This is a genomic window from Burkholderia sp. BCC1640 (genome assembly GCF_902833125.1).
In the GTDB taxonomy this organism is placed as follows: domain Bacteria; phylum Pseudomonadota; class Gammaproteobacteria; order Burkholderiales; family Burkholderiaceae; genus Burkholderia; species Burkholderia diffusa.
In genome coordinates, this window is record NZ_CADFEF010000039.1 from 26,627 (window position 1) to 50,274 (window position 23,648).

Consider the following 23,648-nt stretch of genomic DNA (forward strand, 5'->3'; position numbering starts at 1 on the left):
TTCAGGACACGTGTTTCAGGAATTCCTTCAGGCGCGGCGTCGGCGGCCGGTCGATCAGGTCGACCGGATGGCCGTCCTCGGCGATGCCGCCCTGATCCATGAACAGCAACCGCGTGCCGACCCGCTTCGCGAAGCCGATTTCGTGCGTGACGACGATCATCGTCATCCCTTCGGTCGCGAGATCCTGCATCACTTTCAGCACCTCGTGGCGCAATTCCGGATCGAGCGCCGACGTCGGCTCGTCGAACAGCATCAGCCGCGGCCGGATCGCGAGCGCGCGTGCGATCGCGACGCGCTGCTGCTGGCCGCCCGACAGCTCAGACGGATAATGATTCGCGCGCGATTCGAGGCCGACCTTGTCGAGCAGCGCCATCGCCTGGTCGCGCGCGTCGGCGCGCGACGCGCCGCGTACCTGGGTCGGCCCGAACATCACGTTCTCGAGCGCGGTCATCTGCGGAAACAGGTTGAACTGCTGGAACACCATGCCCGCTTCGAGCCGGATGTTACGGATCGTCGATGCGTTGCCACGCACGCTCTGGCCGTCGACCAGCAGTTCGCCGCCGGTGATCTTCTCAAGCGCGTTGATACAGCGCAACATCGTCGACTTGCCCGAGCCCGACGGACCGATCACGACGACCACCTCGCCCGCGTCGATCTTCAGGTCGATATGCTTCAGCACCGGCACATGGCCGAAGCTCTTCGACACGTTCTGGAATTCGATCATGCTCATAAGATGCGCATCCTCTTTTCGACGAGCCGAAGCGTCAGCGTCATCGCGCCGGTCAGCATCAGGTAGATGACGGCCACCGCGGTCCAGATCTCGACCGCCTGGAAATTGCCGGCAATGATTTCCTGCCCCTTTCGCGTCAATTCGCCGACGCCGATCACGATGAACAGCGACGTGTCCTTGAGGCTCACGATGCACTGGTTGCCGAGCGGCGGAATCAGGCGCCGGAATGCGAGCGGCCCGACCACCTTCAGCAGCACGCGCGGCATCGACAGGCCCATCGCGAGCCCCGCTTCCGTCAGCCCCTTCGGAATCGACAGCAGCGCGCCGCGCACCACTTCCGCGAGATACGCGCCCGAATTCACCGTGATCGCGATGATCGCGGCCGTCAGGCCGTCGATCCGGATATGCGCGAGCAGCGGCAACGCGAAATACAGGAACATCACCTGCACGACGATCGGCGTGCCGCGGATCAGTTCAATATAAACCTGTGCGAGCACGTTCATCGCCTTCGGTCCGTATGCGCGGAACATGCCCGCGATCATCCCGACGACGAATCCGCCCACCAGCCCGAAAAATGCGATGAACACCGTCAACCGGACCCCGTCCATCAGGTCCGGCAACGCCGCCCAGATCGCCGACCAATCGAAATTCACCTGTCGCTCCCCGTCCGATTCAAGACCGGCGCGGCCGCCCGGCCGCGCCATGCAGTGCCGTCACGCTCACATCTTCGGCGGCTCGGCGCCAAACCACTTCTTGTAGATCTGCGCGTAGCGGCCGTCGGCCTTGATCTTCACGAGCGACGCGTTGACCTTCGGCACGAGCGCGCTGCCCTTCGGGAAGCCGATCCCGTACTTGTCACCGCTGACCGGCTGGCCCGCGACCTTCACCTTGCCCTTGCCTTCGTTGTTCACGAAGAACAGCACGTTCGGCGTGTCGTGCATCGCCGCGTCGACGCGGCCGGCCTCGAGCGCGAGATATGCCTGGTCAATGTTCGGGAACTGGCGGATCTCCTTCGGCTTCAGGTGCGCCTTGATCCAGTCGATCGTCGCGGTGCCCGTCTTCGCGGCGATCACCTTGCCGTTCAGGTCGTCGATCGACTTGATCGTCGTGTTGTCCGTCTGCACCATCGCCGCGAGGCCGCTGTCGTAGTACGGCGCGGAGAAGTCGATCGCCTTCTTCCGCTCTTCCTTGATGGTCATCCCCGACAGCGCGACGTCGATGTTCTGCGTCTGCAGCGCCGGGATCAGGCCCGCGAAATCCATCGGCTGGATCGTGTATTTCCAGCCCTGGTCCTTCGCGATCTCCGCCCACAGGTCGAGATCGAAGCCGACGTACTTGTCGCCCTGCTTGAACTCGAACGGCATGAACGACGTATCGGTCCCGACGACGAGCGTCTTGGTATCCGCGTGCGCGATGCTGGCGCCGAGCGCGGCGACCACCGCGACGGCTTTCAGGAAGGAACGGCGACTCATGGCTTTTCTCCGCATGGTTGAGCGATGTAACCGGCCGGCTGGCCGGGGAACGACGACATCAAGCCGCACCGCAACATGCGATGTTGAATTAGACCTTAGTGCAACAAGTGTTGTCAACACGGATACTACGACAACAAAAAAATGCTCAACAGGAAAATGAATCGAGACAAACCCGAGCCGCACGGGCGGGATTGATCGGAGGAAAGGCGTGCGCGGATGGGCGCCCGCCCGACGATTCGGCGCGACCGGAGAGTCCCATGCGCGCCGACGTCGGAGCGATCGACTTCGAAACGAAGATCGTCCGCTACAGCAGTTTCAGTCAGGTGATCGGCGCGGCGCTGGGCGGCGCGGGCATCGCGCTCGGGCGCGTGCCGCTGATCGAGCCCGAACTGCGCAGCGGCCGCCTGGTGCCGCTGGTGCCGGGCCTCGTACGCGATGCGTCATGGCGCTTCGTGCTGCGCCGCAATCCGTCGGCGCGGCATCGGCTGCTCGATCCGTTGATCGCGTTCCTGCGCCGCGAAGCCGATGCACCGCCGTTCCAGCTCGCGAAGATCGTTGCGCCCGCATCCAACGACAGTCACGCGCGCGGCGCGGGCGGTGCGTAGCGAACCCGCGCGCCGAGGCCACGCGGGGGCCTCCCGTTCATCCTCTCGTCACGGCGCGGCAAAGAACAACGCGACGACGCAGGCCATCCCCGCGAACCACACGAGCGAGCGCAGCGACGCCCAGTTCAGCAGGTACGTCAGCACATAGACGATGCGAATCGCGACGAACCCCATCGCGAGCTGATCGACGTGATGCGCATTCGCGCCGTTGTGCCATGCGACGACCAGTGCGGCCGTAAACAGCGCCAGCGCTTCCCACGCGTTCTGGTGCGCGGCCTGCGCCCGCGCGCGCCAGCCTTCGAGCCTTGCCAGGTACTCGCGCGGCGCGTGGTTGTCGTAGCCCTTGCGGGCCTTGGCCAGGAACGTCATCGGGAACGGCAACAGCGCCACGATGAACAGGCAGATCTGGGACGTCGTCATCAAAGTCTCCTCCTTTATGATTACATTGATCAATGACACGGTCGCGCAGAGCTTAGCATTGCGCCGGGCTGTTCGCGCACCGGTTTTCTAGACGGGAGACTCGGCAAAACCGCCTGCCGAAGGCAGTGACGGCATGGATCCGGCACAAAAAATTCCACCAAATCGCCAACAAATACGTTAATTAAAACTGGTCGAACACCAATAAGATAGCGCTCAACACTGGCTTGGCGTGTTGCCGCGCCAGCCTGCTCACCCGCGCCGCGCCGCCGCGTGCGCCGAACGACTTTCGACCCGAGCCCGCCCATGCCCCGTCCCATCGTCGCCCATATCCGTCCCGACGCCGTCCGCCATAACCTCGACTTCATCCGCCGCACCGCCGCGCAATCGCGCGTATGGGCCGTGGTCAAGGCCAACGCATACGGTCACGGGATCGAGCGGATCTATCCGGGCCTCGCGGCCGCCGACGGCATCGCGCTGCTCGATCTCGACGAAGCCGTGCGCGTGCGGGAGCTCGGCTGGAACAAGCCGGTGCTGCTGCTCGAAGGGATCTTCGAGCCGGACGACGTCGAACTGGCCGATCGACATCGGCTGACGGTGGCCGTGCACTGCGACGCGCAGCTCGATCTGCTGATCGCCGCGAAGCCCCGGCAGCCGATCGACATCCAGCTGAAGATGAACTCCGGGATGAACCGGCTCGGCTACCGGCCCGACGCATTCCGCGCCGCGTGGGAGCGCGCGGCGGCCGCGCCGTCGATCGGCAAGATCACGCTGATGATGCACTTCGCGAACGCCGACGAAGGCGAAGTCGACTGGCAGCTCGAGCAGTTCGATGCGGCCACCGCCGGGATTCCGGGCGAGCGTTCGGCATCGAATTCGGCGGCCGTGCTGTGGCATCCGCGCGCGCATCGCGACTGGGTGCGGCCCGGCACGATCCTGTATGGCGCGTCGCCGACCGGCGCGTCGCGGCACATCGCCGGCACGCCGCTGATGGCCGCCATGACGCTGACGAGCAAGATCATCGGCGTGCAGACGCTCGCGCCGGAGGAAACGGTCGGTTATGGCCGTCGCTTCACGGCAGACCGGCCGATGCGGATCGGCGTCGTCGCGTGCGGCTATGCGGACGGCTATCCGCGCCACGCGCCGACCGGCACGCCGATCGCGGTGGACGGCGTGATGACGCGCGTCGTCGGCCGCGTGTCGATGGACATGCTCACCGTCGACCTGACGCCGTGCCCGAACGCGGGCATCGGCTCGAGCGTCGAGCTGTGGGGCGATCAGGTGAAGGTCGACGACGTCGCGGAAGCCAGCGGCACGATCGGCTACGAGCTGATGTGCGCGCTCGCGCGCCGCGTGCCGGTCGTGGTCGTGCCGCCCGGTGCGTCGACGGTGCAGCCGGCGCTGCGCACAGGCAGCTACGGGCGATAGCGCCCGGCGCGGAGGTGGCGGCACGCTCGCGTGCCGTCGTGCATCGGGATCCGGATCCGCTTGCGGGCCGCGTTAAAGGCGGCCCGTCTGCTTTTACGGCGTGCAGATGCAAAGGACGCTACCGTGGACGCAGGCGCCGGCCATGCGCATGCGCGACCGCCCTCCGCCGCGGCGCGACACGCTACACACGCCACGTCGGCTTGCGCTTCTCCAGGAACGCATCGATCCCCTCGCCGGCGTCCTCTTCCATCATGTTGCGCGCCATCACGTCGCCCGCAAACGCGTACGCGTCGTCGAGCGGCAGTTCGCGCTGCCGGTAGAACATCTGCTTGCCGTAGCGCACCGCCGCCGGGCTCTTCGCGACGATCTCCGCGACCTTGCGCGCGATGGCCGCGTCGAGCGCATCCTCGGGCACGGCCTCGTTGACGAGCCCCCAGGCAGCCGCCGTCGCCGCATCGACGAAACGCCCGGTGACGAGCATGTCGAACGCGCGCTTCGCCGACACGTTGCGGCTCAATGCGACGGCAGGCGTCGAACAGAACAGCCCCACGTTGATTCCGGATACCGCGAAGCGCGCGGTGTCCGCTGCGACGGCGAGATCGCACGCGGCGACGAGCTGGCAGCCGGCCGCCGTCGCGATGCCGTGCACGCGTGCGATCACCGGCACCGGCAATGCACGCATCGCGAGCATCACGCGGCTGCATTGCGCGAACAGCGTGCGGTAGTAATCGAGTTCGGGTTTGGCGCGCATCTGCCGCAGGTCGTGGCCCGCGCAGAACGCCTTGCCCTCGGCGGCGAGCACGACGCAGCGCACGTGCGGATCGGCGGCCAGCGAATCGAACGCGTCCAGCAGGCTCGCCAGCATCGCCTCCGACAACGCGTTGAACTGTTGCGGCCGGTTCAGCCGCAGCGTGACGACGCCATCGCGCACGTCGCGCAGCAGGATCGGCTCGGGTGTTTCGTGACGGGATTCCATGATGCTCCGCTCGACGGGGTTCGATCGGGCGCGAATCAGCAGCACGGGCGACACGCGCCCGGATTCGCGATCGACATGATCACGAATCGTCCTCCACATTGCGCGCGGCGTCCAGCGGGGCCGACCGGCCGGCCGGCGAAGCAGGCTTGCACGCCGGCGCACCGTGAAGCGAAGGCCACCCAGGCTGCTCATCGATCGCCGCTCAACGGCGATGCATCACCCGCCTGCGCGCTCAGCCCGCGAGCTTCTTCAGCGCGTCGAGCACCGCGTCGCCCTTGAACGGCTTCACGATCCAGCCCTTCACGCCGGCGGCCTTGCCGCGCTCCTTCATCGCCGGGCTGCTTTCGGTCGTCAGCATCACGACGTTGACCGACGTATTCGCCAGCTCGCCGCGAATCTTCTCGACCATCGTCAGGCCGTCCATGTTCGGCATGTTCACGTCGCTGATCACGAGGCGCACGCCGGGCGTCGCCTTGAGCTTCGCGAGCCCGTCCTTGCCGTCCACCGCCGTCGCGACGTCGAGCCCGTGATTGCGCAGGAACCCCGCGACCTCGTCACGCACCGTGCCCGAATCGTCGACCACCAGAATCTTTGCCATGCCGTATTCCCCTTTCCTTGTCGCTGACTTCAATATTCAAAACAGTTCGAGTTCGCCCGACTCGACCATCGGCCCCACGTCCTGCACGGATTCGCGGAAATCCTCCGGCGACCAGCTCAGGCTGAACACGAAACGCTGGTCGAGCCGCACCGATCGTCCCGACTCGGGGTCGGTCATCCGATACTTGAAACACAGCTGCGGACAGTCGCCGCCGAACGAAATGAATTTCTGCTTGTGATTGACGACGAGCGGCACCTGCACGGGATGCCGCGCGAGCGCCTCCGCGTCGCCGAGATAGCGGTTTTTGAACGCGCCCCACACGAGGTTGGTCAACTCGCCGAGCACGTTGTTCACGTCGCGGAAATCGGGTGCGCGGCCGTCGTCGCGCGTGCCGCCGATCATGTCGAGCAGCGGCTGCTCGCTCGTCTGCAGCAGCATGTAGCCGCGGCACCACGCGCTTTCCAGCGCGATCAGGCTGAACACCTCGCCGAAGATGATCTGGTCGCGCACGATGCACGGCGTGTCGCGCTCGATCGCGAGGCCCGGAAACAGGCTGTCGAGCCGCGCCTCGGTGATCTCCGCGATGCCGCGCACGAGCGCGTTCGGGTAGTCGCGGCCGAACAGGTATTCGTCGATCGCGCGCTTGAGCGGCGTCAGGTCGTCGGCGACGTAGGCCGCGCACGCGACGCGCGCGAGCGCATCGGGCAGCCCGTCGCGCGACGCATTCGACGCGCGGCGCAGGATGATCGGCAGCTCGGGCCGCAGCGCATCGATCTGCGTCGCGATGATCGCGCTTTCGTCCGGCGAGCCGCCGTAGTCCTCGGCGAGCAGGATCGCGCCGAGATCGATGTTCGAGCGCAGCACCTTCAGCAGCCGGTTGCGCCGCACGGTCAGGCCGACCAGGTTGTGCTCGTCGCAGAAGCGCTTGAGCGTCGCCGCATGCGCGCGGCTGTCGTCGAGCACGAGCACCTTGCTGACGGGTTGGTCTACGGTCATCTCGCGGAGTCCTTCCTCACAATCGGTCAAAACAGTTCGAGCTCGCCGCCCGTGTCCACGCTCGCCGCTTCCGGCACGTGAAAATCGACCGGCGCGTTCGCGCACACGCACAGCGTCGCGCCGATCCGCACGTCGCCGTCGAGCGTCACGTCGTACGCGGCCACGTGGTCGGGCTGCAGCGCCGGCAGGTAGTCGACGCTCGCGCCGCTCAACAGGTAAGGCGTCGACATCCCGAGATCGGGGAACGGCGCGGTCAGCGCCTGGTTGATCGCGCCGCAGCACAGGTTCGCGACTTCCATGAACGCCTCGGGCAGCGGCCGCTGCGCGCTCGCGCCGGGCGTCGCGGCGGCGAAATGACGACGCGTCGGTTCGTCGTCGCGAAAGCGCAGCGCGAGCAGCAGCCGGAAATGCAGTGCCGAGATCGTCAGCACTGCGACGTGCTCGGGCACCTTCGGCGTCGCGCGCAATTTCGCGCGTGACGGATCGTGCGACGCGTCGTGCGCATCGCCGGCGGCCGGCCTGATTTCGCACGCGCCGCCGGACGCGAGCCGCGTGCGCGCCGCATCGAAGAAGATCCGCTCGAAACCGGCCCGGGCCTGCGCGGTGATCACGCCGCCGCTCCCTCGAGCCGCGCATGCAGCTGCCCGGCCAGCGTCTCGACCGTCGCGAGCGCGGCCGTGATCATCTTGCCGCCGGCCTGGATGTCCTGGAACGTCGCGGCCGTCACGAGATCGTTGCGATTCAGGCTGTCGCGATAGCTGTTCGACAGTTGCTGCGAGCGCGCGGCGAGCCCGCGCACCTCGCTCGCGACGATCGAGAAGCCCCGCCCGGCCGTGCCCGCGCGCGCGGCCTCGATCGACGCGTTCAGCGACACGATCGACACGTGCGCGACGATCGCCGACAGCTCCTGGTTCTTCGTGCGCATGTCCTGGTTCTGCGTGGTCAGCGAGATCATCTGCTCGTGCCAGCGTTCGAACGTGCCGGCCAGCCCGCGCAGCCGCGCGGCTTCGTCGGCGAGCTTCGTCGCATGCTGCGACAGCGCGGCGCGCTCGGCCGCGAGCGCCTGCAGCGCGTCGCGCTGCTCGCCGGTGCCGGCCGCCTCGCGCGCCAGCGCCTCCTCGAGCGCCGCTTCGCGGCGCGCCCACGCCTGCGCCGCTTCGGCATGTGCGGCAACGGCTTCATCGGCCCGTGCATCGGCCGCGCCGAGCGCGGCGCGCAACGCCCCGGCTTCGCGCGTCAGCGCGGCAACGAGCCGCGCTCGCGCGATGCGACACACGATCGCGGCCACCGCCGCGACCACCAGGCCGCCCGCCAGCGCGGCGCCGATCGGGATCATCCACGCTTGCACGATCACTCCGCCACGTCGACGTTCGCGATGCCGGCGCCGGCCGGCTGCCCGGCGTCGCGGGCGGCGCCGTCCGCCGCGAATCGCGCCGGCAGCGACACGATCGTCTCGAACGCGCGATACGACGCGCCGACGCGATCGTCGGTGAAGCGCAGCGCGATGTCGCCGCCGTCGCGCTTCAGGAAGTTGCGCACCGCGTCCATCCCGACGCCGCGCCCCGATACTTCGGTCACCGCGCGCGCGGTCGAAAAGCCCGGGCGAAAGATCAGTTCGGCCACCGCTTCGTCGGTCAGCGCGGCTTCGTTGCCGGCGTCGATCCAGCCGCGCTCGCGCGCGATCCCGCGAATCCGGTCGAGCGCGAGGCCGCGGCCGTCGTCGCCGAGCACGAAGCGCAACGCATCGTCCTCGACGTCGACCGCGATGTCGATCTTGCCGGCCGGCGCCTTGCCGGCCGCGCGACGCTCTTCCGACGTTTCGATCCCGTGGTCGATCGCGTTGCGCAACAGGTGCATGAACACGTTCTTCAGCGTCGCGCCGATCTCGCTGCGCACGCGATGGCCGTTGCTGTCGATATGCACGACGGGCGCCGGCTTGCCGAGTTCGGCCGCGAGCGACGGCAGCGATTCGATCACGCCGCCCAGCGCATCGCCGATGCCCTGCGTGCCGAACTGGCTCAGCAGGCGGCGCACCGAATCGCGCGCCGCGCGCCAGTCGCTTGCGTTCGCCGGATCGGCGCCGTCGAGCATGCGCAGGCTCTCGCTGATATGCGCGCGCTCGACCATCAGGTAGTCGGTGCCGCCGTGCTGCGCCGCCTCGCCATGCCGGCCGAGCGTGACCGCGTTGATCGTCGCGTAGTGGTCGACTGCTTCGCGCACGCGGGCCAGGTCGTCCATCAGCGCATCGCGATTCCACTCGGGGCCGCCGTCCGCGCGGCGCAGCGATTCGTACGCCTGCTCCGCTTCGTGCACGATGTTGGTCAGATGCTGCAGGCTGTACGTGCGCGCGTTGCCCTTGATCGTGTGCATGTTGCGGAACAGCGCCGCGACGATCGAATGATCGGCGCGTTCGTGCTGGCGGATCATCCGCTCGTTCTCGCTGAGGAAACCCTTCGCGCTGTGCACGAAGTCGTGGAACTTGTCCTGGCTGATCGACAGGATCTCGCCGATCATCTCGAGGCGGCGCTGCTGCTCGCCGGCCTGCGCGGTCAGCTCGCGAATCTCGGTCACGTCGCGCACGCACAGCATCAGTCGCACGACCGTGTCGGTCTCGTCGGTGATCGCCGACCAGCTCAGGTCGAGCCATTTCTCGCGGCCGTCCGGCATCCGCTTCGCGACTTCGTTGACGAGCAGGTGCTCGTTGAACGCGAAGTTCATGCTGTCCTCGCCGAGGCACGCATGCACGGCCGCGTCGACCTGCGAGCGCGCGTCGGAGCCGATGCTCGAATCGTCGAATACGAGCGCCATCAGGTCGCGTCCGGCGATGTCGCCGGTCTCGAAGATGGTCTCGAGGTAAGCCGAATACTCCGCGTGCACGACGCCGCCTTCGACGACCGTCAGGATCCCTTGCTGCATGTTCTGCAGCATTGCCTGGATGTCGGCCGTCTTCTGTTTCAGTTGCGCGGCGTTCTCCTGGATCTTCTCGATCATCCCGTTGAACGCGACGATCGAATGACCAATCTCGTCCATCCGGCCCACCGGCACGCGGCGCGTGAAGTCCTGGCTCGTGGCGATCTCGCTCATCGCCGTTTGCATCCCGATCAGCGGACGCGTGATCTGGCGATACAGCACGAAGCCGAGCGCGGTCAGCAGCACGACCACCGTGCCCGCCACGCCCGCGATCGCGGTGGCCGTCGTCGCGAGCATGCCGTTCAGCGCGCGGATCGCATCGTCCTTCTGGCGGTTCTTCTCGACGCGCAGCGTGTCGACGATGCCCTCGAGTTCGTCGCGATACTGTGCGACGTTCGCGAACAGGTACGCCTGCGCCATCTCGGGCTTGCCGTCGGTCTTCATCTTCACGGTGTCGTCGATCGCGGCGAAGTAGTTCGCGGCGCTGTCCTTCGCCTGCTCGACGAGGCCTTCCTGCGCGCGGCCGACCGCCGATTTCGCCTGGGCGTCGAGCGCCGCGCGCAGCGCGCCCTGCTTCGCCTTCAGCTCGTCGCGCGCCTGCGCGGCGGTGTTCGCGTCGGGCGCGTACACCAGCGTCATCGTCGCGATCTGGATGTTCTTCACGTCGGCGACGAGGTCCGCCGACGCGAGCGCGCTCGGCACGATTCCCTGGGTAACCTGACGCACCTCGGACGCACTCTTGCGCGTCTGGTACACGGCGTACACGCCGATCGCGGACAGCGCGAAAAACGTCAGGACGACTAGCAGCGTAATGCGATGACGGATGGTCATGAGTACAGCTCCCCGCAGCGATCCGGCTTCGATCGCCCTTTTGTCTATTGAAAGAATGTGAGCGCCGAATTATCGGGGATGGTGTATGACTGTCCGATGACTGAAAATCAATCGGTCGTTGAGAAAATCGCAATGATCAATTGCGGCGAGAAAATCCTAAAGTTTTTCTCGAATCGGCCGTTAACCTCTGGCCTGAACGGCCCGGCGGGCGTTCCCGGCGGCCTCGATAAATCGAATCCGGATATTCATTCTTTTATTTGCGATCCGATAATTCAATCCGGCCGAATACCGGTAAAACGTTTGCGCATTATCCGCGAATCGAATCGGGTATGCACCTTCTGCCGCGCGGCCGGAATCGCTGCGCCGGCCGACATGGCGAATGGCCGTCTATTCATTCTCATCAGGAAACAATCAATCGCCATCCGGCGATTCACCTTCCCTCCCGCGCGTTCTAGACTGTCGGATCACTTCCCCACCGGACCCTTGCAATGACCGACGTCCTGCCGCTGACCACCGACTCCGAATCCGGCCTCCACTATCGGCTGCGCCCGGCCGCGGGCCGCCCCGTAGGCCGCCTGTTGCTGCTGCACGGCGTCGGCGGCAACGAAACCAATCTGCTGAATCTGGCCGGCACGATCGACCCGCGCATCGAAATTGCGTTCGTGCGCGGCCCGCTGACGTTCGGCCCCGGCCAGCACGCGTGGTTTCCGGTGCGCTTCGGCCCGAACGGCCCGGAAATCGACGCGGCCCGCGCGGAGGCGAGCCGTGTGCAGCTGATCGCGCTGCTGCGCGCGTTGCGCGCCCGGGGCACCGACAACGAACACGCCGCCCTGCCGACCGTGATCGCCGGCTTCAGCCAGGGCGGCATCATGAGCGCGAGCGTCGCGCTCACGTCACCGGCCGATGTCGTCGCGTTCGCGGTGCTGTGCGGGCGCATCCTGCCGGAGATCGATCCGCTGATCGCGCCGCGCGACGCATTGAGCGCGCTGCACGCGCTGGTGATGCACGGCCGCTTCGACGACAAGCTGCCGGTCGCGTGGGCCGAAACCGCCGATGCGAAGCTGACGGCGCTCGGCGTCGCGCACGACACGCGCCTCTACGACGCCGGCCACGAACTCACGGCGGAGATGGCCGGCGACTTCGGCCGCTGGGTCGCTGCGCGCACCGGATCGAACTGAGCGCACGGGCGGTCGACCCGCCCGTGCGTATCGTCAGACGTTGCTCGCCGGATCGGCGCCGATCGGCGCGGCGGCCGCAGCGGACGCCTCTCGCGCGGCACCGCGCTTCGCGAGCTTCCAGCCCACCACGAGCGCGAGCACGACGACCGGGATCATCCCGACGGTCCACGTGCCGCCCGGGTAATCGAACGCCATCATCACCAGCACGCTGACCAGGAACCCGAGCGTGAGCCACGACGTGAACGGCGCGCCGGGCATCCGGAACGACACGGGGCTCAGCTCGCCGCGATTGACCGCGCGGCGGAACAGGATCTGGCACATCACGATGAAGCCCCAGGTCGTGATGATCCCGAGCGACGCCATGTTCAGCACGATCTCGAACGCCTGCGCCGGAACGATGTAGTTCAGCGGCACACCGATCGCATTGACCGCGACCGTGACGAGGATCCCGCCGTACGGCACGCCGCGCGCGTTCATCCGCGACACGAAGCGCGGCGCCGAGCCGCCCATCGCCAGCGAACGCAGCACGCGCCCGGTCGAATAGAGGCCGGAATTCAGGCTCGACAGCGCGGCGGTCAGCACCACGACGTTCATCACCGTGCCGACGTACGGCACGCCGAGCTTGCCGAAGAACGTGACGAACGGGCTTTCGTGCGCGCTGTACGCGGTCCACGGCAGCAGCATCGTCAGCAGCACGACCGAGCCGACGTAGAACAGCGCGATGCGCCACATCACGCTGTTGATCGCCTTCGGCAGCACCTTGCGCGCATCGGCGGTCTCGCCCGCCGCGACGCCGACGAGCTCGATGCTCGCATACGCGAACACGACGCCCTGCACGATCAGCACGGCCGGCAGGATCCCGTGCGGGAAGATCCCGCCGTGATCCGCGATCAGGTGCAGCCCCGGCATCTGCCCGGCGACCGGATGACCGCTCGCGAGAAACACGGCGCCGACGGCGAGGAACAGCGCGAGCGTCCCGACCTTGACGATCGAGAACCAGAACTCCATCTCGCCGAACACCTTCACGCCGATCATGTTCATCACCGACACGATCCCCAGCGCGCCGAGCGCGAACACCCACTGCGGCACGTCCGTGAACACGGCCCAGTACTTCATGTAGATCGCGACCGCGGTGATGTCGACGATGCCGGTGGTGGCCCAGTTCAGGTAGTACATCCAGCCCGCGACGAACGACGCGCGCTCGCCCATGAACTCCCGTGCGTACGACACGAACGAGCCGCTGGTCGGCCGATGCATCACGAGCTCGCCGAGCGCGCGCATGATCAGGAATGCGAATACGCCGCACACGAGATACACGACCGCCAGCGCGGGGCCCGCGCTCTGCAGGCGTCCGCCCGCGCCGAGAAAGAGGCCGGTGCCGATCGCTCCGCCCATCGCGATCATCTGCACGTGGCGCGGCTTCAACTGTTTCTCATAACCGGATTCGTGCGACGCGAACATCGCGTCTCGGTCGGCATGACGGGGATCCGCGCCGCCGGCCGTGTCGGCCGCGCGCTCGCTGGCGTGCTTCATGGTGTGTCTCCGTTTCTTGATGTGTCGCGCCCGTCGACGGGGCGCTGCGGGAACGGCCGCGCACGGGCGTCCGGCGGCATGCGCCGGCGCCGCGCGGCCGGAATCAGTACGCGCGCGGGCGGATCAGCGCTTCGGGCTGCAGCGCTTCGTCCAGTTGCGCGGCGGTCATCAACTGGCGATCGAGCACGACTTCGCGGATCGACTTGCCGCTCGCGTGGGCCTCGGCAGCCACGGCCGTCGCGCGCTTGTAGCCGATGTACGGGTTCAGCGCGGTCGCGAGCGCGACCGATCGCTCCATCGTTTCGCGCAACCGCTCGGGGTTCGCGGTGATTCCGCTCACGCAGCGGTCCGCGAGCGTCGTGCAGGCCGCCGTCAGGTGGCCGAAGCTGCGGAACAGCGCGCTCGCGATCACCGGCTCGAACGCGTTGAGCTGAAGCTGGCCGGCCTCGGCGGCGAACGTCACCGTGAGGTCGTTGCCGAATACTTCGAATGCGACCTGGTTCACGACTTCCGGAATCACCGGGTTCACCTTGCCCGGCATGATCGACGAGCCGGCCTGCACCGGTGGCAGATTGATCTCGCCGAAGCCGGCGCGCGGGCCGCTCGACAGCAGCCGCAGGTCGTTGCAGATCTTCGACAGCTTGACCGCGATCCGCTTCAGCACGCCGGAAACCTGCACGAACGCGCCGCAGTCCTGTGTCGCTTCGATCAGGTTCGGCGCGGTGCTCAGGTCCAGGCCGGTGATGCGTCGCAGCGCGGCCAGCGCCTTCTGCGCGTACTCCGGATGCGCGGTGATGCCGGTGCCGATCGCGGTCGCGCCGAGATTGATCTCGCGCATCAGCAAGCCGGCTTCCTGCAGGCGCGCGATGTCTTCCGTCACCATCACCGCGTAGGTCGAGAATTCCTGGCCGAGCGTCATCGGCACGGCGTCCTGCAACTGCGTGCGGCCGAGCTTCAACAAATCCGAGAACGCGTCGGCCTTCTCCGCGAACGCATCGCGCAGGCGCGCCATCGCGTCGAGCAGATGCTCGACCGCGAAGCAGGTCGCGATCCGGATCGCGGTCGGATAAACGTCGTTCGTGCTCTGCGCGAGATTGACGTGCTCGTTGGGATGGAGGTATTCGTACTGCCCGCGTGCATGCCCCATGATTTCGAGCGCGCGGTTGCAGATCACCTCGTTGGCGTTCATGTTGGTCGACGTGCCGGCCCCGCCCTGGATGATGTCGACCACGAATTGATCGTGCAGCCGGCCCTCGCGGATCTCGACACAGGCGGCGGCGATCGCGTCGCGATACGCGTCCGGCAGCAGCCCGAGCTCGCAGTTCGCATCGGCAGCGGCTTCCTTCACCGCCGCGAGCGCCATGACGAGGTACGGCAGCGACGCGATCGTGCGCCCCGAAATGTCGAAGTTCTCCTTCGCGCGCAGCGTATGGACGCCGTAGTACGCAGAATCCGGAATGCTTCGTTTCCCTAAAAGATCCGCCTCGACGCGGAAGCCGCTTTCCGTCATGGTGCCCCTCCTGAATTGTCTCTGCCGACGCGGGAAACCGGCTGCGTTCACCGCTTCCCCGTACGACGGGATCGCATTCTATGCCTTTGCATAAAGAACCTCGCTTCTGTATTATCGAAAGCGGTTTTGCGTGGGATGCAACAGCGAGAGACGAATGAAAACAACGGCGAGAGACACCGGCATCGATCACCTCGGCGCGATGCGCGCATTCGTGCGGGTCGTCGAAATGGGAAGTTTTTCCGCGGTCGCGAAGGAGATGCGCGTGTCGACGTCGACGGTCGCGCGCAAGATCACGGCGATCGAGGACGCCCTCGGCGTCGCGCTGTTGCATCGCTCGACGCACAGCGTGACGCTGACCGAGGCCGGCCACATCTACCTGGAACGCGCGGTCACGCTGATCGCCGATCTCGACGACACGCTGCGCGTCGTCGCCGAGCTCAATTCACAGCCGAGCGGCCCGCTGAAGCTCACCGCGCCGGTCGCGTTCGGCCGCCGCCATCTCGCGCCGCTGATCGCGCCGTTTCTCGCGCGCTATCCGACGATCCAGCTCGACGTGCGGCTCACCGACAACCACAACGACCTCGTCGCCGGCGGCTTCGACCTCGACATTCACGAAGGCGAGAACTACCTGGACAACCTGGTCGTGCACCGGCTGTCGCGCAACGACAGCATCCTGTGCGCGACGCCCGGCTACCTCGACCGCTGCGGGCGCCCCGCGACGCCGGACGACCTGCGGCATCACAACTGCCTGCGCTACGTGCATCCCGAGGGCGATCCGCGCTGGGAGCTCGTGCGCGGCGATGCACGGCACAGCGTGCTGCCGGCCGGCAACCTCGTGACCGACCATTCGGAACTGCTGCTGGACGCGACCTGCGCGGGCCTCGGCATCGCCGAATTCGAGATCTGGCTGGTGCGCGACCTGCTCGCGAGCGGCCGGCTCGAAGCCGTGCTGCCGCGCTACCGGCTGCAGAACAAGCTCACGGGCGACTACATCTACATCGCGTATCTGGCGAACCGGCGCAGCTCGGCGAAGCTGCGCGTGCTGAAGGACTTCCTCGCGGAGCATCTCGCGCACATCGGCGAGCTGTCGGAAGTCGAGCTGACGAAGATTCGCGACGCGGGCGCGTAGCGGCGGCCGTCGCGCCGGCCGGCAAGCCAGCGCCGACGCCGCATGCACCTTCGGCACGCGGCATCGGCACGACAGCCGCCATCAGGCCGGCTGCAATTCGAACGGGAACGTCGCGTGCCCGATCTCGACGCCCTGCGTGTTCAGCATCCGCGGCCGGTGGAACGCGGCGAGCCGCGCGCGCTGCGCGTCCGTGCCGATCCGCAGCCGTTCGAGCAGTTCGCTGACCATCATGTACAGCACGTCGATGTTGCCGTCCTCGATCTTCACCGAGAGGCCGAGCGCGCCGTCGGCGCCGAGTTCCCGCGTGCGCGCCGATGCGCGTACGCCGATCCCGTAGCACGCGTCCGCGCCGAGCTTGCCGACGACCTGCCCGTCGAAGGCCTCCATCAGCACCGTGCAGTAGCGCCCTTCTCCGGCGACCAGCTCGGGATGGGCCGTCATCGCATGATGAATGCGCGCCAGCGCGCGCACGCGATCGGTCGTCGCCGCGCCGCCGGCTTCAACCGTATCCGCACCGTCTGCCAGCGATGCATAAAGACGCGCGAGGCGGTCGAGCGGGAACGCCGGCGTCGGCAGGTTGCAGCCGTCGATCGCCCAGTCGACCTCGTCGTCGGGCAGGCCGCACGCATCGGCGACCACGTGCTTCACGCGCATCTGCATCGGATGCGCCGGCAGATGGTAGTCGGCGATCGCGGCGCCGATCGCCCGCGCGCCGGCCAGCATCCCGACGTGCTTGCCCGAACAGTTGCTGCACACGCCGGTCGGCGTGTAGTCGCGCTTGATCCAGGACCGGTACACCGCGTCCGACAGCGGAGCATGGCCGCCGCACCGCAAATCCGACTCCTGCGCGTCGACCTTCGCCAGCATCGCCCGCGTGCGCGCGATGTGCCGCTCCTCGCTGCTGTGCGATGCGCACATCAGCGCGATGTCCGCCTCGTCGAAACCGAAACGCTCCGGCGCGCCCGTCTCGATCACGGACAGCGCCTGGGCCGGCTTCGCCGCCGAGCGCGCGAGCGTCATCCGGAACGGATCGCCGAGCCGGAACAGCAGCTTGCCGCCGGCATCCACCACCGCCACATCGGCGACGTGCGTGTTCTCGATCGCATTGCCGCGGTACGTCACGACCGCTGCGCGTTGGGTGTCCATCTGTGCTGTCTCCTTCGTCGGGGCCTGATATGCCGGGGCCCGTGCAACCGGTACGGCAGTGTATCGACTCTGCCGCCGGGTCGAGCCGGGCGCCCCGTGGAAAGCGGTATTGCGCCGGATGCAAAGCCATCGAACCCGCCGGGCTCGAACGCGGGCCTCGGCGGCGGCGGCGACCCTATCGCCGCGACGAACCAGGATCTCGAGCCCGAGCGCTAGCGCAACATCGAGCTCGGCTTCGCGGGCAACCGACGCCGCGACTACGCGTCCAGCGCCAGCAGCGCGAACGTCGCGAGCCAGTGCTCGCCCATGTAGTCGCCGGCCACGTGCGCGAGCGCGCTCGCGAGATGCCGGTCGGCCGCATCGCGCAGCTTCGCGCGCCGCGCATCGCCTTCCGGCAGCGCGCCGGCGAGCGAGCGCTGGCACCACGCGCGGCTCAGATTCAATCCGTCCAGATGCGCGATCTTGCCGTCGCTGCGATCGCTGACCGTCGCCGGCTCGAACAGCGTCGCCGGCTCGCCGCGCGCGAGATCGGGCAGGAAACGCGCGAACCAGCCGTCGAATTCGGCGGCCGGCAGCACGCGCCGCATCAGCTCCGCCTCCATCAGCGCGGGCGACAGGAACTCGTCGCCCGACGGCTCCCACGCCTGGCACGCGACGTCGTTCAGATGCCAGCGTTTCGCCGTTTCGACGATCAGCGTCGCGAGCCCGTCGCGCTGCGTCGCGCGCGCGAAGTCGAGCGCGAGCGCCAGCGCGAACGCGGTGTTGAAGTGCGTGCCGACCCGCAACGGATAGGTGGCCTTCGGCAGGAAGGTCTCGAAGCGCGCGACGAACAGGTCGGCGAGCGGCGCGAGCGTCTTCGCCCAGCGCGCGGCCTGCGGCACCACGCCCTTCAGCGCGAGCCGCTCCAGCTGCGCGGACAGCGCCAGCAGCCACGCCCATCCGTAAGGCCGCTCGAAGCCGCTGTTGTGCGGCAGCGCCAGATACGCGCGTTCGCCGGCGACGTTCGCGTCGGTGAAGTGCGCGTCGACGACGGCGATGATCCGCTCGGCCTCCGGCAGCGCCGGATAGCGTTCGAGCACGCTCAGCACGAGCCAGTAGCCATGCACGCACGAATGCCAGTCGTAGCTGCCGTAGAAGATCGGGTGCAGCGCGCGCGGCCCCTGCACGTCGTGCGGGCCCTCGAGCGAATGCGTGAGCTTGTTCGGATATTCGCGGGTCAGGTGCGCGAGCGCGAGCGACGCGAATTTCGATGCGAGTTCGGGGGTCAGTCGATCGGTCATGGGCACCTCGTCAGAAGCGGAATACGAACGCGTACATCAGCAGCGTGTTGACGGCCAGCAGCAGCACGGCGGTCGGCCACTGCGCCTTGATCACGCCGTTCTTGTCCTTCAGTTCGAGCAGCGCGGCCGGCACGATGTTGAAGTTCGCGGCCATCGGCGTCATCAGCGTACCGCAGAAGCCGCTCAGCATCCCGATCGCGCCGAGGATCGCCGGGTTGCCGTGAAATTGATGGACGATCAGCGGCAGGCCGATGCCGGCCGTCATCACGGGGAACGCGGCGAACCCGTTGCCCATGATCATCGTGAACAGCGCCATGCCGACCGTATAGGCGGCGACGACCGCGAACGGCGAATCGATCGGCACCCACTCCCTCACGAGCCCCGACACCACGCCGCCCACGCCCGCGACCGCGAACAGCGCGCCGAGCGCCGCGAGCATCTGCGGCAGGATCGCGGCCCAGCCGACCGCGTCCATCGTGTGACGTGCCTCCTTCAGCGCGTGAACCGGCGAATCGCGCAGCATCGCGAGCGCGACGGCGAACGCGACGAGCGTGCCGAGCACGAGCGAGATCAGCGTCACGCTCTTCGGATCGACGAACGGCACCCGTTTCAGCGCGAACGTGCCGATCAGCGTGACGAGGGGAATCAGCAATGCCGGCAGGAACAGCCGGTTGCCGAAGCGCAGCGCCTTCGCGTCGCGCCGCGCGCCCGCCGCTTCGCTGGATTCGTCCGACTTGCCGCGTCCGAGCTTGCCCGAGCCCGCGATCAGCGCGAGCGCGATCGCGAGGCAGCCCGTCACGAAGTGCGGCAGCAGCGCGCCGAACAGGAACGTGAGCGCGTAGATCGCCCAGAACGCGAAGTTGACGACGCGGCGCGGGTTCGTGCGGTCCATCAGGTTGAAGCACGCGAACGCGCCGAACATCAGGCCGGCGAGCGTGTACAGCGGTTCGAGGCCGATCATCGCGCGCCCTCCCGCCCGAATGCGCCGAAGCTGCGCGACAGCCGGTGATCGAGCAGCGCGAGCCGCGTGCAGTGGATCAGCAGCGCGGCGATCGCCGTCGGGATCGCCCAGACCGACAGGTGCAGCGGCTCGACCACGATCCCGTTCTGTTCGAGAAAGCCCTTGATCAGCAGGATCGACTGGATCGCGATGAAGATGTCCTCGCCGAAGAACACGGCGACATTGTCGGCGGCCGACGCATGCGCGCGGATCTGCTGGCGCACGGATTCAGGCAGGTCGCCGAGCCGGCTGACGGCCGCGGCCTCGGCCATCGGCGCGATCAGCGGCCGCACCATCTGCGCGTGGCCGCCGAGCGACGTGAGGCCGAGCGCGGCCGTCACCTGGCGCAGCACGAAATACAGCATCAGCACGCGGCCGGTGGTCGCCGCGTGCACGCGCGAGATCATCCGCTTCGCCTGCTCCTTGAGCCCGTTGCGTTCGAGCAGCGCGATCACCGGCAGCGTCAGCCAGATCAACCCCATGTAGCGGTTGTCGGTGAACGCCTTGCCGAATGCGCTGACGATGTCGACGAGATTCATCCCGCCCGCCAGCCCCGTCGCGAGGCCCGCGATCGTCACCACCAGCAGCGCGTTGAAGCGCAGCGCGAAACCGATCACGACGATCGGCACCCCAATCAGCACCAGCATTGCCCCTCCTTGCGATGGATTCGTGGCGCCGTGAAGGCGCGCCTCCCGCCCGGTTTCGACCGGGTTCAGGCGGCAAAATCTAACACGAGACTTTATCGATAAAAAGTCGACAATTTGAAGCTTCGGGTAAACGTTGAAACCGATGCCACGTTGCGCCGGTCGTGTGTCCGCTGTGTTTCGGCGGAACGAATCGCGGCCGGCGGCGGCGGCCGGCGGCGCCAACGCGCGCGCGGCAACGCACGATTCCGGCCGGCGTGCCGTGGACGGCCCGCGCCCCGCCGCGCATGGCGGAGCGCCGGTGCGCCGACTACACTGGAAGGCATCGCAACGTTCGGGAGAGCCGCCATGATCGACGTATTCCAGACCATCGGCAGCCGCGCGTTCTCCGCTCATCTGGCGAAGGACGGGATGGTGACGCTGATGGAACAACGCCACGAAGTCGACCGCGTGACGCTCGCGACCGCCTATGCCGCGCTCGTCGAGGAATCGGAGCAGGAAGCCGATCTGCTCGACGCAACGGTCGAAGGGATGATGCGCGCGCTGATCCAGGGGTACGCCCGCAGCCATTGAACGACTGGACGCGCACCGCGCGCGGTGTGCCGGCCTGCGCGGCCGGCTCGCCGGTGCCTGCGCGTGCGCCCGTGCCGGGCGCCGCGCTTCGCGCCGTCACGAACGCGTCGACGACGGATTGCCGCGCTGCCGCATAATCCTGCACATCGCTGTCCGTCTTCCCGGGCGGAAAAAAATGCCGTCTGCCCACAGAGGAAAGGGTCGGAATCGACGCAATGCGCAATTTTTTCGATTGCCGCCGCTCGCGCCGCATGACAGCATTCGGGGCGTCGCCAGTCGAAAAGAATTTCGTGCCATCCGCCCGCCGATGCCGTTCGGCGGCGCCGGCCCGGCACTGCCTTTCATGAACCCGGCCCATATCCAACACTACGAACCGACCGGAGTATCCCGCTTGTGAACATCGGCATCGTCAACGACCTCCCGCTTGCCGTCGAGGCGATGCGCCGCGCGCTCGCGCACCGGCCCGAGCATCGCGTGCTGTGGGTCGCGACCGACGGCGCGCAAGCCGTCGAAATGTGCGCCGCGCAACCGCCCGACGTCGTGCTGATGGACCTGATCATGCCGAAGTTCGACGGCATCGAGGCGACGCGGCGGATCATGCGTTCCAGCCGCCCGTGCTCGATCCTGATCGTGACGAGCTGCATCGGCGCGAACGCGTGGCGCGTGTTCGAAGCGATGGGCGCCGGCGCGCTCGACGCGGTCGACACGCCACGCCTCGGCGAAGGCGCGGGCGGCGATACCGCGCGGCTGCTGCTCGCGAAGATCGACCAGATCGGCCGGCTGCTCGACGCGCCCGGCGGCGTCCGCGCGGCCGGCACGACCTCGCGCGCGAGCGGCGGCCCGCTGATCGCGATCGGCGCGTCCGCCGGCGGCCCCGGCGCGCTCGCGTCGATCCTCGGCAGCCTGCCGGCCGACTTCAGCGCGCCGATCGTGATCGTCCAGCACGTCGATCGCGCGTTCGCCGAAGGGATGGCGCAATGGCTCGACGGCCAGACGCCGCTGACCGTACGCGTCGCGCACGAAGGCGACCGCCCTCAGCCCGGCGTCGCGTTGCTCGCGGCGACCGACGATCACCTGCGCGTCACGCGCACCGGCACGCTCGAATACACGCGCGAACCGGCCGCCACGCCGTACCGGCCGTCGGTCGACGTATTCTTCAACAGCCTGACCGAGCACTGGCCGGGACGCGTGATCGGCGTGCTGCTGACCGGCATGGGACGCGACGGCGCGATCGGCCTGAAGGCACTGCGGATGAAGGGCTGTCATACGATCGCGCAGGACGAGGCGACCAGCGCCGTCTATGGCATGCCGAAGGCGGCCGCGACGCTCGGCGCCGCGCGCGCGATCCTGCCGCTCGAGCGCATCGCGGGCGAGCTGGTGGCGCTCGCGCGAATCTGAACCCGATGAAACCCTGTCACACCCATCGCTACCATGGCGCAACCCTGCATCAATCATGACTAGCGACCTCACCCGCCCGCCCGGCGGGCTGCATGCGGCGTTCGACGCCGCGCACGCGGCGCCCACGCCGCACGCCGACGCGCCCGCGATGGTCCTGCTGGTCGACGACCAGACGATCGTCGCGGAAGCCATCCGACGCGCGCTCGTCGACGAGGACGGCATCGACTTCCACTACTGCCCGCGCTCGGACGACGCGCTGGCGACCGCGATCGAGACGCGGCCGACCGTGATCCTGCAGGATCTCGTGATGCCCGGCACCGACGGTCTGAGCCTCGTGAAGGCGTACCGTGCGAATCCGGCGACGCGCGACGTGCCGATCATCGTGCTGTCGACGCAGGAAGAGCCGGTGATCAAGAGCGCCGCGTTCGCGGCCGGCGCGAACGACTACCTCGTGAAATTGCCGGACCGCATCGAGCTGATCGCGCGGATCCGCTATCACTCGCGCTCGTACATGAACCTGCTGCAGCGGGACGAAGCCTACCGCGCGCTGCGGCAATCGCAGCAGCAACTGCTGGAGGCCAATCTCGAACTGCGGCGCCTCACGCATTCGGACGGCCTGACCGGGCTGTCGAACCGCCGCTATCTCGACGAATATCTGGCCGCCGAATGGCGGCGCGGCACGCGCGAGCGCAGCGAGCTGTCGCTGCTGATGATCGACGTCGACAACTTCAAGCTGTACAACGACACGTACGGCCACGTGTCGGGTGACGGCGTGCTCAAGCAGGTCGCGGCCACCATCGAACGCTGTCTCGGGCAATCCGGCGATCTCGCCGCGCGCTTCGGCGGCGAGGAGTTCGCGGTCGTGATGCCGGCCACGTCGCCGGGCGCCGCGCGGCTGCTCGGCGAGAAGATCCGCCTCGCGGTCGAGTCGCTGCGGCTCGAGCACGCGCACTCGTCGACGGGTCGCTACGTGACGATCAGCATCGGCGGCGCGAGCATCGTGCCGGCCGCCGGCCTGCCGACGACGTCGCTGATCGAGGCCGCCGATCGCGCGCTGTACCGCGCGAAGCACGACGGCAAGAATCGCGTCGAGATCGATGCGCCGCCCGCACCGCCGGCACCCAGTACCCCGCCTGCGTCGCCGGACGGCGGCGGTTTCGCGTGAACGCCTAGGGAAACACTGATTAATAGGCGATCGCGCGAGGTGGTCGGCGATGTGGGCGGGGAATGGCCGGATACCGAAGCGAAGCGCCGCCCATTCGGAGAAGTTTGCCCCGAGGATGCACCTTATTTC

At 67.7% G+C, this 23,648-nt stretch carries 23 protein-coding genes and 1 pseudogene; 8 read left to right on the plus strand and 16 right to left on the minus strand.

Annotation, left to right across the window (positions count from 1 at the left end):
- Position 1 precedes the first annotated feature (1 nt).
- The 3 genes from glnQ to glnH are packed head-to-tail and all read right to left on the minus strand — an operon-like array spanning position 2 to position 2,202.
- Positions 2-730, minus strand: coding sequence for a glutamine ABC transporter ATP-binding protein GlnQ (glnQ, locus tag HWX25_RS29640; RefSeq protein ID WP_059818875.1), 729 nt, complete (start codon positions 728-730; stop codon positions 2-4).
- The gene (gene glnP, locus HWX25_RS29645) at positions 727-1,434 is read right to left on the minus strand and encodes a glutamine ABC transporter permease GlnP (protein WP_175912039.1); all 708 of its coding nucleotides are present in this window, start codon (positions 1,432-1,434) and stop codon (positions 727-729) included. Before glnP ends, glnQ begins: the two co-directional genes overlap by 4 nt.
- Before the next feature lie 15 nt (positions 1,435-1,449).
- Entirely contained in the window at positions 1,450-2,202 is a 753-nt protein-coding gene (gene glnH, locus HWX25_RS29650) for a glutamine ABC transporter substrate-binding protein GlnH (RefSeq protein ID WP_059450633.1), read from the minus strand.
- Between the two features lie 281 nt (positions 2,203-2,483).
- Between glnH and HWX25_RS29655 the strand changes: the two are divergent.
- Positions 2,484-2,807: pseudogene (locus HWX25_RS29655) on the plus strand (LysR family transcriptional regulator); the annotation flags it as partial.
- 48 nt (positions 2,808-2,855) lie between these two features.
- Here the strand turns inward: HWX25_RS29655 and HWX25_RS29660 are convergent.
- Complete coding sequence (locus HWX25_RS29660) at positions 2,856-3,227, minus strand: MAPEG family protein (RefSeq protein WP_175912041.1); 372 nt, start codon at positions 3,225-3,227, stop codon at positions 2,856-2,858.
- Between the two features lie 303 nt (positions 3,228-3,530).
- Here HWX25_RS29660 and alr point away from each other — a divergent pair, with 303 nt between their 5' ends.
- Positions 3,531-4,652 carry an alanine racemase gene (gene alr / locus HWX25_RS29665; RefSeq protein ID WP_175912043.1) on the plus strand — a complete coding sequence of 374 codons (1,122 nt, stop codon included), beginning with the start codon at positions 3,531-3,533 and terminating at the stop codon, positions 4,650-4,652.
- A gap of 181 nt (positions 4,653-4,833) precedes the next feature.
- Here the strand turns inward: alr and HWX25_RS29670 are convergent, their stop codons facing one another.
- The 6 genes from HWX25_RS29670 to HWX25_RS29695 all read right to left on the minus strand — a co-directional run bounded on the left by HWX25_RS29670 (position 4,834) and on the right by HWX25_RS29695 (position 10,963).
- Entirely contained in the window at positions 4,834-5,628 is a 795-nt protein-coding gene (locus tag HWX25_RS29670) for an enoyl-CoA hydratase (protein WP_175912046.1), read from the minus strand.
- A gap of 232 nt (positions 5,629-5,860) precedes the next feature.
- Positions 5,861-6,226: a response regulator gene (locus HWX25_RS29675; RefSeq protein ID WP_006765703.1), complete on the minus strand. Its 366-nt coding sequence runs from the start codon at positions 6,224-6,226 to the stop codon at positions 5,861-5,863.
- A 36-nt stretch (positions 6,227-6,262) separates the two neighbouring features.
- Positions 6,263-7,222 carry a chemotaxis protein CheX gene (locus tag HWX25_RS29680; protein ID WP_059818871.1) on the minus strand — a complete coding sequence of 320 codons (960 nt, stop codon included), beginning with the start codon at positions 7,220-7,222 and terminating at the stop codon, positions 6,263-6,265.
- A gap of 26 nt (positions 7,223-7,248) precedes the next feature.
- Positions 7,249-7,833, minus strand: a complete 585-nt coding sequence (locus HWX25_RS29685; RefSeq protein ID WP_175912047.1) for a hypothetical protein — start codon at positions 7,831-7,833, stop codon at positions 7,249-7,251.
- Positions 7,830-8,570: a methyl-accepting chemotaxis protein gene (locus tag HWX25_RS29690; protein ID WP_244135172.1), complete on the minus strand. Its 741-nt coding sequence runs from the start codon at positions 8,568-8,570 to the stop codon at positions 7,830-7,832. Before HWX25_RS29690 ends, HWX25_RS29685 begins: the two co-directional genes overlap by 4 nt.
- Positions 8,571-8,572: 2 nt before the next feature.
- Complete coding sequence (locus HWX25_RS29695) at positions 8,573-10,963, minus strand: MCP four helix bundle domain-containing protein (protein WP_175912048.1); 2,391 nt, start codon at positions 10,961-10,963, stop codon at positions 8,573-8,575.
- A 96-nt stretch (positions 10,964-11,059) separates the two neighbouring features.
- Here HWX25_RS29695 and HWX25_RS29700 point away from each other — a divergent pair, with 96 nt between their 5' ends.
- The gene (locus HWX25_RS29700; RefSeq protein WP_175912050.1) at positions 11,060-11,455 is read left to right on the plus strand and encodes a hypothetical protein; all 396 of its coding nucleotides are present in this window, start codon (positions 11,060-11,062) and stop codon (positions 11,453-11,455) included.
- Complete coding sequence (locus HWX25_RS29705) at positions 11,452-12,141, plus strand: phospholipase (protein ID WP_175912052.1); 690 nt, start codon at positions 11,452-11,454, stop codon at positions 12,139-12,141. The genes HWX25_RS29700 and HWX25_RS29705 overlap by 4 nt, the downstream gene beginning before the upstream one ends.
- A 33-nt stretch (positions 12,142-12,174) precedes the next feature.
- On the opposite strand, the gene HWX25_RS29710 is transcribed toward HWX25_RS29705, so the two are convergent.
- On the minus strand, positions 12,175-13,674 hold the full coding sequence (locus HWX25_RS29710) for an amino acid permease (protein ID WP_059524912.1): 1,500 nt from the start codon (positions 13,672-13,674) through the stop codon (positions 12,175-12,177).
- Between the two features lie 103 nt (positions 13,675-13,777).
- A complete protein-coding gene (gene aspA / locus HWX25_RS29715) occupies positions 13,778-15,184 on the minus strand; it encodes an aspartate ammonia-lyase (protein ID WP_059524910.1) in 1,407 nt (468 codons plus the stop codon).
- 154 nt (positions 15,185-15,338) lie between these two features.
- On the opposite strand from aspA, the gene HWX25_RS29720 reads away from it, so the two are divergent.
- A complete protein-coding gene (locus HWX25_RS29720; RefSeq protein ID WP_059689844.1) occupies positions 15,339-16,313 on the plus strand; it encodes a LysR family transcriptional regulator in 975 nt (324 codons plus the stop codon).
- Positions 16,314-16,394: 81 nt separating this feature from the next.
- Here the strand turns inward: HWX25_RS29720 and HWX25_RS29725 are convergent, their stop codons facing one another.
- The 4 genes from HWX25_RS29725 to HWX25_RS29740 all read right to left on the minus strand — a co-directional run bounded on the left by HWX25_RS29725 (position 16,395) and on the right by HWX25_RS29740 (position 20,386).
- The gene (locus tag HWX25_RS29725) at positions 16,395-17,459 is read right to left on the minus strand and encodes an asparaginase (RefSeq protein ID WP_175912054.1); all 1,065 of its coding nucleotides are present in this window, start codon (positions 17,457-17,459) and stop codon (positions 16,395-16,397) included.
- Between the two features lie 257 nt (positions 17,460-17,716).
- Complete coding sequence (locus tag HWX25_RS29730) at positions 17,717-18,739, minus strand: DUF2891 domain-containing protein (protein WP_175912055.1); 1,023 nt, start codon at positions 18,737-18,739, stop codon at positions 17,717-17,719.
- A 10-nt stretch (positions 18,740-18,749) separates the two neighbouring features.
- Complete coding sequence (locus HWX25_RS29735; RefSeq protein ID WP_175912056.1) at positions 18,750-19,700, minus strand: DUF979 domain-containing protein; 951 nt, start codon at positions 19,698-19,700, stop codon at positions 18,750-18,752.
- On the minus strand, positions 19,697-20,386 hold the full coding sequence (locus HWX25_RS29740; RefSeq protein ID WP_059689837.1) for a DUF969 domain-containing protein: 690 nt from the start codon (positions 20,384-20,386) through the stop codon (positions 19,697-19,699). The genes HWX25_RS29735 and HWX25_RS29740 overlap by 4 nt, the downstream gene beginning before the upstream one ends.
- Positions 20,387-20,731: 345 nt before the next feature.
- On the opposite strand from HWX25_RS29740, the gene HWX25_RS29745 reads away from it, so the two are divergent.
- From HWX25_RS29745 to HWX25_RS29755, 3 genes are all read left to right on the plus strand, one after another.
- A complete protein-coding gene (locus HWX25_RS29745) occupies positions 20,732-20,956 on the plus strand; it encodes a hypothetical protein (protein ID WP_039357299.1) in 225 nt (74 codons plus the stop codon).
- A gap of 393 nt (positions 20,957-21,349) precedes the next feature.
- Positions 21,350-22,354, plus strand: coding sequence for a chemotaxis response regulator protein-glutamate methylesterase (locus HWX25_RS29750; protein WP_175912057.1), 1,005 nt, complete (start codon positions 21,350-21,352; stop codon positions 22,352-22,354).
- Positions 22,355-22,409: 55 nt separating this feature from the next.
- The gene (locus tag HWX25_RS29755; RefSeq protein WP_059818862.1) at positions 22,410-23,519 is read left to right on the plus strand and encodes a diguanylate cyclase; all 1,110 of its coding nucleotides are present in this window, start codon (positions 22,410-22,412) and stop codon (positions 23,517-23,519) included.
- The last annotated feature ends 129 nt before the right edge of the window (positions 23,520-23,648 follow it).

Coding starts and splice junctions, on each gene's coding strand:
- HWX25_RS29710 (WP_059524912.1), bottom strand. CDS start 13,674: ATGAAGCACGCCAGCGAGCGCGCGGCCGACACGGCCGGCGGCGCGGAT.
- HWX25_RS29755 (WP_059818862.1), top strand. CDS start 22,410: ATGACTAGCGACCTCACCCGCCCGCCCGGCGGGCTGCATGCGGCGTTC.
- glnQ (WP_059818875.1), bottom strand. CDS start 730: ATGAGCATGATCGAATTCCAGAACGTGTCGAAGAGCTTCGGCCATGTG.
- HWX25_RS29680 (WP_059818871.1), bottom strand. CDS start 7,222: ATGACCGTAGACCAACCCGTCAGCAAGGTGCTCGTGCTCGACGACAGC.
- HWX25_RS29720 (WP_059689844.1), top strand. CDS start 15,339: ATGAAAACAACGGCGAGAGACACCGGCATCGATCACCTCGGCGCGATG.
- HWX25_RS29725 (WP_175912054.1), bottom strand. CDS start 17,459: ATGGACACCCAACGCGCAGCGGTCGTGACGTACCGCGGCAATGCGATC.
- glnP (WP_175912039.1), bottom strand. CDS start 1,434: ATGGCGCGGCCGGGCGGCCGCGCCGGTCTTGAATCGGACGGGGAGCGA.
- HWX25_RS29700 (WP_175912050.1), top strand. CDS start 11,060: ATGACTGAAAATCAATCGGTCGTTGAGAAAATCGCAATGATCAATTGC.
- HWX25_RS29675 (WP_006765703.1), bottom strand. CDS start 6,226: ATGGCAAAGATTCTGGTGGTCGACGATTCGGGCACGGTGCGTGACGAG.
- alr (WP_175912043.1), top strand. CDS start 3,531: ATGCCCCGTCCCATCGTCGCCCATATCCGTCCCGACGCCGTCCGCCAT.
- HWX25_RS29740 (WP_059689837.1), bottom strand. CDS start 20,386: ATGCTGGTGCTGATTGGGGTGCCGATCGTCGTGATCGGTTTCGCGCTG.
- aspA (WP_059524910.1), bottom strand. CDS start 15,184: ATGACGGAAAGCGGCTTCCGCGTCGAGGCGGATCTTTTAGGGAAACGA.
- HWX25_RS29660 (WP_175912041.1), bottom strand. CDS start 3,227: ATGACGACGTCCCAGATCTGCCTGTTCATCGTGGCGCTGTTGCCGTTC.
- glnH (WP_059450633.1), bottom strand. CDS start 2,202: ATGAGTCGCCGTTCCTTCCTGAAAGCCGTCGCGGTGGTCGCCGCGCTC.
- HWX25_RS29730 (WP_175912055.1), bottom strand. CDS start 18,739: ATGACCGATCGACTGACCCCCGAACTCGCATCGAAATTCGCGTCGCTC.
- HWX25_RS29705 (WP_175912052.1), top strand. CDS start 11,452: ATGACCGACGTCCTGCCGCTGACCACCGACTCCGAATCCGGCCTCCAC.
- HWX25_RS29695 (WP_175912048.1), bottom strand. CDS start 10,963: ATGACCATCCGTCATCGCATTACGCTGCTAGTCGTCCTGACGTTTTTC.
- HWX25_RS29670 (WP_175912046.1), bottom strand. CDS start 5,628: ATGGAATCCCGTCACGAAACACCCGAGCCGATCCTGCTGCGCGACGTG.
- HWX25_RS29735 (WP_175912056.1), bottom strand. CDS start 19,700: ATGATCGGCCTCGAACCGCTGTACACGCTCGCCGGCCTGATGTTCGGC.
- HWX25_RS29745 (WP_039357299.1), top strand. CDS start 20,732: ATGATCGACGTATTCCAGACCATCGGCAGCCGCGCGTTCTCCGCTCAT.